This is a genomic window from Streptomyces sp. NPDC057543, from assembly GCF_042801895.1.
GTDB lineage: Bacteria > Actinomycetota > Actinomycetes > Streptomycetales > Streptomycetaceae > Streptomyces.
Genome location: NZ_JBHVFF010000043.1, coordinates 28,621 through 37,993, shown reverse-complemented (window position 1 = coordinate 37,993; position 9,373 = coordinate 28,621). Strand labels below are relative to the sequence as shown.

Below are 9,373 nucleotides of genomic sequence, written 5' to 3'. Positions count from 1 at the left end.
GCCCCCGGCAGGGCGGCTTACTACTTCTGCCAGCCGATCAGCTCGGGCTGGCCGAGGTTGCCGTAGCTGCCGTAGAACTGGGCCGCGCCGAAGTTGGCGAGCCCCTTCTTGACGGCCCAGATGGTGGTGCCGTTGTGGAGCGGCATGATGCCGTAGGTCTCCATGGCCTTCATCTCGACCTCGTTGCCGGCCTTGATCTGCTCGTCCAGGGTCGGCAGGTTGGTGACGGCCTTGGTCTCCTCGTCCAGGCTCTTCGGCACCGAGCGGGAGACGTTGAGCGTCGAGTCGGAGCAGTACATCTGGCAGATGTAGAGCATGCCGTTCGGGTCGCTGGAGATGAAGCCCATCCCGAAGATGTCGAAGGAGCGCTCGGTGAACACCTTGTTGAAGTCGGCGGAGGGGTGCGCCTTGATGTCCACCTTGACGCCGATGTTCTTCATCATCTGGGCGATGGCAGTGGCACGGGCCTTGACGGTGGAGCTGTCACCGATGGTGGGGAAGCTCAGTTCCAGCTTCTTGCCGTCCTTGGCACGCACACCGTCCGAGCCGGCCTTCCAGCCGGCGGCGTCCAGGTCCTTCTTCGCCTTCTCGGCGTCGAACTTCACGAGCTTGCCGAAGGTGTCCTGGTACCCCTTCTGGAAGGGGAAGAGGGTGAAGGAGCCGGGCAGCGGCTCGGTGTACCCGAGTCCCTGGAAGGTGATCTTCGCGAGCTGAGCGCGGTCGATTCCCTCCATCACGGCCTTGCGCACCGCCAGGTCCTTCAGCTGCGGCGAGGTGCTGTTGAAGACGAGGAGGTTGTTGGAGGTGGTCGTGCCGCGGCGAAGCTCGGTCCCCTTCACCGACTTCACCTGGTTGAGCTCCTCGGCATCGGCCGCCGAGACCCCGTCGATCTGGCCGTTCTTGAAGGCGTTGATGCTGGCGCTCGACTCCATCTGCACGAAGGTGAACTCGTCCAGATGCGGCTTATCGCCCCACCACTTGGGGTTGGGCTTGAAGGAGACGGTGCCGCCCTTGGCGTCGAACTTGGAGATGGTGTAAGGACCGGCACCCCACTCCGCGTGAGGGTTGTTCACGTACGCCTTGTTGAAGGCCTCGGCCTTGGCGATGTGCGGGTTGACGAGCTCGTAGAAGAGGGACTTCCAGTAGACGAACGCGCCCTTGAAGGTGACGATCGCCTGCTTGTCGTCCTTGCCCTTCTTCACCGAGGTGATGCTGGAGTACCCGTCCGTGGACGAGACGTTGTACTCCTTGTTCTTCCCGTTGAGCGCGGTCCAGGTGTCACGGAACGCGGTCCAGTCGATGTCCTGGCCGTCGTTCCACTTGGCCTTCGGGTTGATGGTGTACGTGACCTGGGTGTCGCCACCCACCGTCTCCTGCTTGACGTCGGTCAGGTAGTCCTTGTTGAAGGTGATGTTGCCCTTGGGGTCGTTGAAGGACAGCTGCGGCGTGTAGAACCAGGCGATCTTCGCTGTGTACAGCGAAGCGTTGCCCTGCAGGTGGTTGAGCTGATCGGGGATCTCCACGATGGGAAGCGTCATCTTGCCCCCCTGCTTCAGGTTGCTCGCAGGCTGGGGGTTGTACGAAGTCAGGACGTCCTTCTCGGAGGTGGCGCCCTTGGACTTCTCCTGCCCGGAGTCGCCGGAGTCGCTGCTGCACCCGGAGAGGACGAGGGAAGAGGTGGCGGCGAGCGCCACCAGGCTCAGGGAGATCTTTCTCATGACGGCCTTGGCCTTTCTGACTTAGTTGTCGACAGACGTGGTCGTGCCCGCGAAATGGCATGCGTCGCGGTGGTCCGGGTCCCCCCTCTCGGTGAGCAGAGGAGTGACCCCGCGACACTGCTCCTTCTGCGGCTCCGACAACGTCGTGTGGAGCGGACACCTGGAGACGAACCGGCAACCGGGCCGTTCGTCGGTGGGACTGGGAAGGTCGCCCTCCAGGAGGACGCGTTCCCGGGTGCGCTCGGCCACCGGATCGGGCAGGGGGATCGCGGAGAGGAGCGCCTTGGTGTAGGGGTGCCTGGGGTTGTCGAAGACGGAGTCGGTGGCCCCGATCTCGACGATCCGGCCCAGGTACATCACCGCCACACGGTCGGAGATGTGGCACACCACCGACAGGTCGTGGGCGACGAAGAGGTAGGACAGGCCCAGCTCGGCCTTGAGGTCGTTGAGCAGGTTGATGACGCCGGCCTGCACCGAGACGTCGAGAGCCGAGACCGGCTCGTCGAGCACGAGCAGCTGGGGCTTGGTGGAGAGCGCCCGGGCGATGCCGATGCGCTGCCGCTGTCCGCCGGAGAATGCGGAGGGGAAGCGGTCACGGTGCTCGGGGTCGAGCCCCACCAGCTCCATGAGGTCCGCGACCTTGGTGCTGAGCACCTCCTTGTCGCGTTCGCCGATCGCGCGGAGCGGTTCCGCGAGGATGTCGAAGACCGTCATGCGGGGGTCCAGCGCGCCCATGGGGTCCTGGAACACCATCTGGATGTTGCGGCGGACGGCGCTGATGTCCTGCTTCCGCTTCAGGTCGGCCGTGTCCTGGCCGCAGACGGCGATGCTGCCCTGCTCGGGCGGCTTCAGCCCCATGATCTCCAGCAGAGTGGTGGTCTTCCCGCACCCCGACTCGCCGACCAGCCCGAGCGTCTCTCCCTCGCGGATGTCCAGGTCGATGCCGTTGACCGCGAAGACCGTGCCCACCTTGCGCTTGAGCAGGCCGCCCTTGGTGAGCGGGAAGGTCTTCGTGACACCGGAGAGTTCCAGGACCTTCGGCCGGTCCTCACGGGGGACGTCCGCGACGCGGCTCTCCCGCTCGGCCGGGACGGGGTAGATCGGCTCACCGCCGATGGCGCCGTCACGGATCTCCGCGGCACGCCGGCAGGCCGTCGAGTGCCCCGCACCGGCGTCACTCCCGGCGATGGCCAGCAGCGGCGGCTCGGCCTCCCGGCAGTCGTCCTCGACCGCGGGGCAGCGCGCCGCGAACGGACAGGCGTCGGGAAGGTCCACCAGGAGCGGCGGAGTACCCGGAACCGGGGTCAGCGCTTCCCTGTCGCGGTCGTCCAGGCGGGGGATCGCGCCCATCAGGCCGATGGTGTACGGCATCCGGGGCTGCGCGAAGAGCTCGTCCACCCCGGCGTGCTCGACCGGGCGACCGGCGTACATCACCATGACGTCGTCGGCGGAGCCGGCCACCACCCCGAGGTCGTGGGTGATCATGATGACCGCGGCGCCGGTCTCGCGCTGGGCCGTCTTGAGGACGTCGAGGATCTGGGCCTGCACGGTGACGTCCAGGGCGGTCGTCGGCTCGTCGGCGATGATCAGGTCGGGGTCGTTCGCGATGGCCATGGCGATCACGGCCCGCTGCCGCATGCCGCCCGAGAACTCGTGCGGGAACCCCTTGGCGCGGCGGTCCGGGTTGGGGATGCCGACCAGGTCCAGCAGCTCGACGGCCCGCTTCCAGGCGGCTGCGGACGAGATCTCCTGGTGGATCTGGAGGGACTCGACGATCTGGGCCCCGATGCTGAAGATCGGAGTGAGCGACGAGAGCGGGTCCTGGAAGATCATGCCGATCCGCTGACCGCGGACCTTGGACATCCGCCGGTCGTCCAGGTCGAGGAGGTTCTTCCCGTCGAGCATGATCTCGCCGGTGACCGAGGCGTACTCGGGAAGCAGCCCCATGACGGCCATCGACGTGACGGACTTGCCCGAACCGGATTCGCCCACGATGCCGAGGGTCTTGCCGCGGTGCAGGTCGAAGGAGACACCGCGAACGGCGTCCACCCGGCCGGCCTCCGAGGGGAAGGCGACCTTCAGATCACGCACGGACAGCAGGGCCCGCTGGGTGCCGGGCTCGGTCGTGACAGCGCGCTGCTCGATCATGCGCGGCCTCCAGACTGCGATGTGGGGTCCAGGGCGTCGCGCAGACCGTCACCGATGAGGGCCATGGCCACGGTGAGCAGCACCACCAGGGCCGCCGGCAGGTAGAACAACCAGGGAGCGGTGGACAGCGTGTTCTGCCCGTCGGCAAGCATGGAACCCAGGGACACGTCGGGCTGCTTGACGCCGAATCCGATGAAGGAGAGTGCCGTCTCGGACTGCACGGTCGAGGCGACACCGAGGGTGAACGTCACGATCAGCAGGGACCCGATGTTCGGTACGAGGTGGCGGATGATGGTGCGGATCGGGCTGACGCCCATGAAGCGGGCCGCCATCACGTACTCGCGCTCCCGGAGGGACGTGGCCAGGGACCAGATCACCCGGGCGGTGAGCATCCAGCCGAACAGCGTGAGGACCACGACCAGAACCTGCCACTCACCCCGGTAGTGCGTACCGACCAGGGCGATGATGAGGAACGAGGGCAGGATGAGCAGGAAGTGCACGAAACCGAGCATCGCCCGCTCGATCTTCCCGCCGAAGTAGGCGGCGGTGGTGCCGAACAGACCGGCGATGGCGGTGGTCAGGAGCGACACCGTCACGGCGATGATCAGCGACCTGCCGAGGCCGTGCACGAGCTGGGCGTAGACGTCGTTGCCCGCGCCGTTGGTGCCCAGGAGATGGCCCCCGACCCCGGGGGCGACGGAGAGCGCGGTGAAGTCCGCCTCCATGTGGTCCCATTGGGTCAGATACCGGCCGAACACCGAGAAGAACACGAGCAGGACGAAGAGGATCAGACCGCCGAGCGCGGGCTTGTTGCGCGCGAAGCGCCGCATGTAGAGCCGGGAGGGGGAGAGGCGCTTGCCACCGGTTCCGGCCCTTCCCGGTTCCAGTGCTTCGGCGGTCTCGGGGCGCGCCTCTTCGGGGGCGGTTCCGGCGCCGGGCATGTTGATGGCCACGTCAGCTCACCCTGATCCTGGGGTCGAGGGCCACGACGACGAGGTCGGCCAGGATCGCGCCGATGGCCGTCATGAGGGCACCGAAGGCTGCGACAGCGACGACGCCGTGCACGTCGTTCGTGCTGATGGTCTTGGTGAAGTACTCACCCATGCCATGCCACGCGAAGACCGTTTCCGTGATGACCGCGCCGGTGAAGAGCGCGGGCATCGCGAACGCGACCTGAGTGGCGACGGGAATGATCGAGGTCCGCAGCCCGTGCCGGTAGATGGCCTGCTTCCGCGTCAGTCCCTTGGACCGTGCGGTACGCACGTAGTCGGAGTTGATGTGGTCCAGCAGCAGAGAGCGCTGCAACAGGTGGTATCCGGCGTACGAGATGAACGTCAGCGAGATCGTGGGAAGAATCGCGTGCATCGCCCGTGACCCCAGGACCGGCCAGAACCCGACGACATCGGGGCTCTGCGCTCCGGCGACGGGCAGCAGCGTGCTGCCGAGGGACTGGTTGAGCGCGATGGCCGCGAGCACCACGCCGAGCGAGGCCACCGCGGAGGGCGTGTTGAAGGAGATCACGGAGATGCCCTGCCATACCCGGTCGCCGGCCTTGTACTGGCGCGACGCGGTGTAGACGCCCAGCCCGACACCGATGATGATGGACAGGATCGTCGAGGCCAGGACGAGTTGGCCGCTGACGAAGATCCGGTAGGAGACCTGGTCGTTGACGCTGCCCCCGGTTGGCGACTGGCCCCAGTCGAAATGAGTCACGATCTGAGTGATCCAGTGCCACCACCGATCCATGATCGGTTTGTCTGGATTGAGATTGTAAAGCGCCAGCGACTGGTTGATCTGGGCTGGAGTTCGAGGCGGTCGCAACGCGGTGTAGTTCGACGCAGGCTTAAGAAATGCGTTAGCGAGGAAATACGTGAGGTTGGTTGCGACAGCGATCATCAAAAACCAGCCGACGGCTTTGCGGGCGATGTAACGCAGCACTGTGAGCCGGCCTTTCTTGAAAATCAGGGCCCGCAAATCCGGTGAGTGACTGGACGCTTGGCCGCGTTGACCGGGCACCGGGTCGCGAGCGCTCGGACAGGACGTGCGGATCCTCGGGGGTCAGAAAATGAGTTGTGCGAAACCGTTCCGGTGTACGAGCCTGAGGCCTGCTGACGGAGCTGCGCAGGTAGGCGAAGGAGGAGAGAGTGGTGCGCCGGGCATGAAGCGACAACCTCGCGTGGGAGTAAGCCAATTCAAGGCGGCCGCATGATTCAGCAGCGCCGCTGCTGACGATTTCAACTGCCCGTGTGGCACGTCAAGGCTGGTCAGGTCGCGATCCGGTTAAGCCTAAGCCGCATATCGGTCATTCTTCGCGAAAGTCTTCAACGTAGTGGTGGACGCGCGGTGAACGACGAAGCCCTGGAGGCTCCAAAGGGTGCAAAATTAACCTTCGCGCGCATTCGCCTCTTTGTGTTTGATCCAGGACTAAGGGCTGTCCCGTAGTCCCTGGTGGATCGGCGCGCGGCGTCAGATGTGGTGCATCGCAAGGCGGAGGGGCGCTCGCATACTGGCTGTATTCGGGCGTTTTGACGACGCGGCGAGGTGCCGTAGCTGTCGTCGTGCGCCCGCCAGGGATTACGGGACAGCGCTTAGGGTTTCTTCTGTGAACTGTCGTTCTGGGAGCGCTGTTGGCGTTCGGCCGCATGGGCAGCGTCGACCTCCTGGTACTACAGCCGTGAGTTGTAGCTGGTGCGGCTGTAGCTCGTTGTCTTCGGTGTGACGACGGAGTGTGCCGTGCAGGTGTGGGTGGGTAGTTCGACGACTTCCCTGTCCGGTGGGGGTGTTCGGGCGGGTCGAGCCGCGTCGGGTGGCGATGGCCCACATCAAGGCGTTGATCGCTCCGGTGGAGCGGGGGATGGCAGATCGCGGAGCACGCCGCGCATGTCACGCTGGACCGGGTGCAATGGTCCCTGGCCCGCTCCGTGCGGCGTGCGGACCATCTCCATGACCGCGTAGGGAAGTTCGTCGTTGTCCACCTCGGACGGGCGGACTGGTCCTGGACGAGACCGCCTTCCTCAAGAAGGGCGTGAAACCGGCCGGGATGGCAAGGCAGTACGTCGGCAGCACCGGGCAGATCGAGAACTGTCAGGTCGTGGTGTTCTGCGCCTGAGCCACCGACACCGACCGGTGTAACGAAGCGAGGATCCCCACAGGCTCCGGGCGAGCGTGCTGAACACCAAGACCGAGCTCGGTGGTGGATGGTCAAGCGGGCCCGCCGCGCCTCGGTGTCCTTCGAACGGGTCGCCGCGAACAGCGCCTACGACCAGGACCGCAGACTCCGGGCCCGCTTGCCCTTGGTGCCCTTGTCGGTCAGCCCGCCGGGTGCGGGTGTGGTCTGACGCCGCACGGCCCGGAACCACTGGGTGTGCATGGTCGGCCCAGCCCGGGCTCAGCACTTCCGGAGCGATCGAGGTGTCGGTCGCCGGCAGCGTCGAACGGCCACGGGTAGGCGTAGGCATCGACCTTCGCGAGCTCACAAAGCGCCTCCCGCACGGCCGGGGGATCCGGCGGAGTAACCAGAGGATGGTGCAGCGGATCGAGCCCGCGGTCCACGCCGCCCGGGCCCGGTCGCCTCCACCGCTTCTCCGCCCGCACCCGATCGGACGGCAGCACCATCGGGCGAGCCGGACGCGGGCAGGCACTGGGGCCCGCTGTGCCACAGGTACTCCCGTGTCCCGACGCACCGCATCCGACTGCCCGCCCCGGGAGGCACCGGATGACAACGGAACCGGCCGGCCGGCCCCTGGTGGCCGTGCTCGGCGCCACCAGTTTCGTGGGCTCGGACGTGCTACCCGGCCGGCCGCCCGCGAGCTGCGGCTGCGCGCGGTGGCCCGGCACCCCGCCGCCGTGCCGGACGGCACCCGCGCGCAGGACGAGGCGGTCACCGCCGACCTCACCGACCAGGACACGTCGGCCTCCGCCGTCAAGCAAGATCCGGGAGATCGGAAAGAGGAGAAAGAGTAATGGAATGGAACTGAGCGAAGCTCTGCATGGTGGCGCCGACCCCGCAGAGTTGGAGCGGGCCGTCCTGCCTGCCACGTACAAGGCGGCTTATCTCAGGGCCCAGGACGTCGCCATGTTCGGCGATGCCACTGACAAGGATGTGCGGAAGTCCTTGGTGGTGGGCCAGGTGCCCATGCCCGAGATCGCGCCCGACGAGGTGCTTGTCGCTGTGATGGCGAGCGCGGTCAACTACAACTCCGTGTGGTCGGCGATGTTCTTGCCCGTGCCGACGTTCAATTTCCTGAAACAGCTCGGGCGACAGGGCGGTTGGGCCACCCGTCACGACCAGCCACACCATGTCATCGGTTCCGACGGTGCCGGAGTCATTGTGCGCGTCGGTTCCGGTGTGCGCCGGTGGAAGATCGGTGACGAGGTCGTGATCCACCCCTCACAGGTGGACGACCAGGAGCACGGGACCCATGACGACGGGATGATGGGCGAAAATCAGCGGGCCTGGGGTTTCGAGACCAACTTCGGTTCCATGGCCGAGTACACGGTTGTACGAGCAAGCCAGTTGATACCCAAGCCGAAGCACCTCACTTGGGAGGAGGCCGCCTCGAACACACTGTGCGCCACCACGGTGTATCGAATGCTGGTCGGCAAGCATGGCGCGCGACTCAAGCAGGGCGACGTCGTCCTGATCTGGGGTGCCGCAGGCGGCTTGGGAGCCTTCGCGGTGCAGATGGTGAAGAACGGCGGCGGAATCCCGATCGGCGTGGTGAGCTCCGCGCGCAAGGCCGAAGCGGTACGCAAGCTGGGATGCGATTTCGTCATAGATCGCACCGAGATAGGCCTTGATGGCGACTCTGACGCCGAGCCGGACGCAGTGATCAGGCTGGGGAAGCGGCTGGGCTCGAAGATCCGCGAACTGGTAGGGCGTGACCCGGACATCGTGTTCGAGCACACCGGTCGAGCCACCTTCGGCGTGTCGGTGTTCGTTGTTCGCCGCGGAGGCGTGGTGATCACATGTGGCTCCAGCTCCGGCTACCAGCACAGTTATGACAACAGGTACCTGTGGATGAAGCTGAAGAGCGTGATAGGCAGCCACGGCGCCAACCTGCAAGAAGCCGTTGAGTGTACCCGGCTGATCGCAGACGGGAGCATCAAACCAGTGCTGTCGGAGATCTACCAGCTCGATGACGCCGCCGATGCGTGCCGCCGACTGCAGTTGAACGAGCATGTCGGCAAGATCGGGATACTGTGCATGGCTCCGTCGGCGGGATTGGGTGTGTCGGATCCCACGTTGCGAGAGCGCCTCGGTGCCAACGCGTTGACCCCGCTGCTGCCGAGGGAGGGCGGGTCGATGAGCACAGCGGTCAAGTCCGAGGGATGGCCGGTCGGGCATGCCAGAACCGGCGAACAGACCCTGCGGGGATGAGTTCGACGATCCAGTGGACAGCGTCCGCGACGCGATGACGTCGCTGAGGCGCAGGACAGGATCACAACCGGACCACTTCCTTTGATCCGGCCACGTTCTCCTTGGGCTGTTTCGGCATCGTGACCAC

General features: G+C 65.9%; 5 protein-coding genes and 1 pseudogene. 2 read left to right on the top strand and 4 right to left on the bottom strand.

Annotated elements, in window-relative coordinates:
- Positions 1 to 20: 20 nt before the first annotated feature.
- From ACFU8Q_RS10535 to ACFU8Q_RS10520, 4 genes are read right to left on the bottom strand one after another with little or no spacing between them, the layout of a single operon-like run.
- Positions 21 to 1,718, bottom strand: a complete 1,698-nt coding sequence (locus ACFU8Q_RS10535) for an ABC transporter family substrate-binding protein (protein WP_384450760.1) — start codon at positions 1,716 to 1,718, stop codon at positions 21 to 23.
- Between the two features lie 21 nt (positions 1,719 to 1,739).
- Positions 1,740 to 3,866, bottom strand: a complete 2,127-nt coding sequence (locus tag ACFU8Q_RS10530) for a dipeptide ABC transporter ATP-binding protein (protein WP_384450757.1) — start codon at positions 3,864 to 3,866, stop codon at positions 1,740 to 1,742.
- Entirely contained in the window at positions 3,863 to 4,819 is a 957-nt protein-coding gene (locus ACFU8Q_RS10525) for an ABC transporter permease (protein ID WP_384450754.1), read from the bottom strand. The genes ACFU8Q_RS10530 and ACFU8Q_RS10525 overlap by 4 nt, the downstream gene beginning before the upstream one ends.
- 1 nt (position 4,820) lies before the next feature.
- On the bottom strand, positions 4,821 to 5,804 hold the full coding sequence (locus tag ACFU8Q_RS10520) for an ABC transporter permease (protein WP_384450763.1): 984 nt from the start codon (positions 5,802 to 5,804) through the stop codon (positions 4,821 to 4,823).
- 1,036 nt (positions 5,805 to 6,840) lie between these two features.
- On the opposite strand from ACFU8Q_RS10520, the pseudogene ACFU8Q_RS10515 reads away from it, so the two are divergent.
- Together ACFU8Q_RS10515 and ccrA are read left to right on the top strand one after the other, a co-directional pair.
- Positions 6,841 to 6,975: pseudogene (locus ACFU8Q_RS10515) on the top strand (transposase); the annotation flags it as partial.
- 858 nt (positions 6,976 to 7,833) lie between these two features.
- Positions 7,834 to 9,246 carry a crotonyl-CoA carboxylase/reductase gene (ccrA, locus tag ACFU8Q_RS10510; RefSeq protein ID WP_384450750.1) on the top strand — a complete coding sequence of 471 codons (1,413 nt, stop codon included), beginning with the start codon at positions 7,834 to 7,836 and terminating at the stop codon, positions 9,244 to 9,246.
- Positions 9,247 to 9,373: the final 127 nt, after the last annotated feature.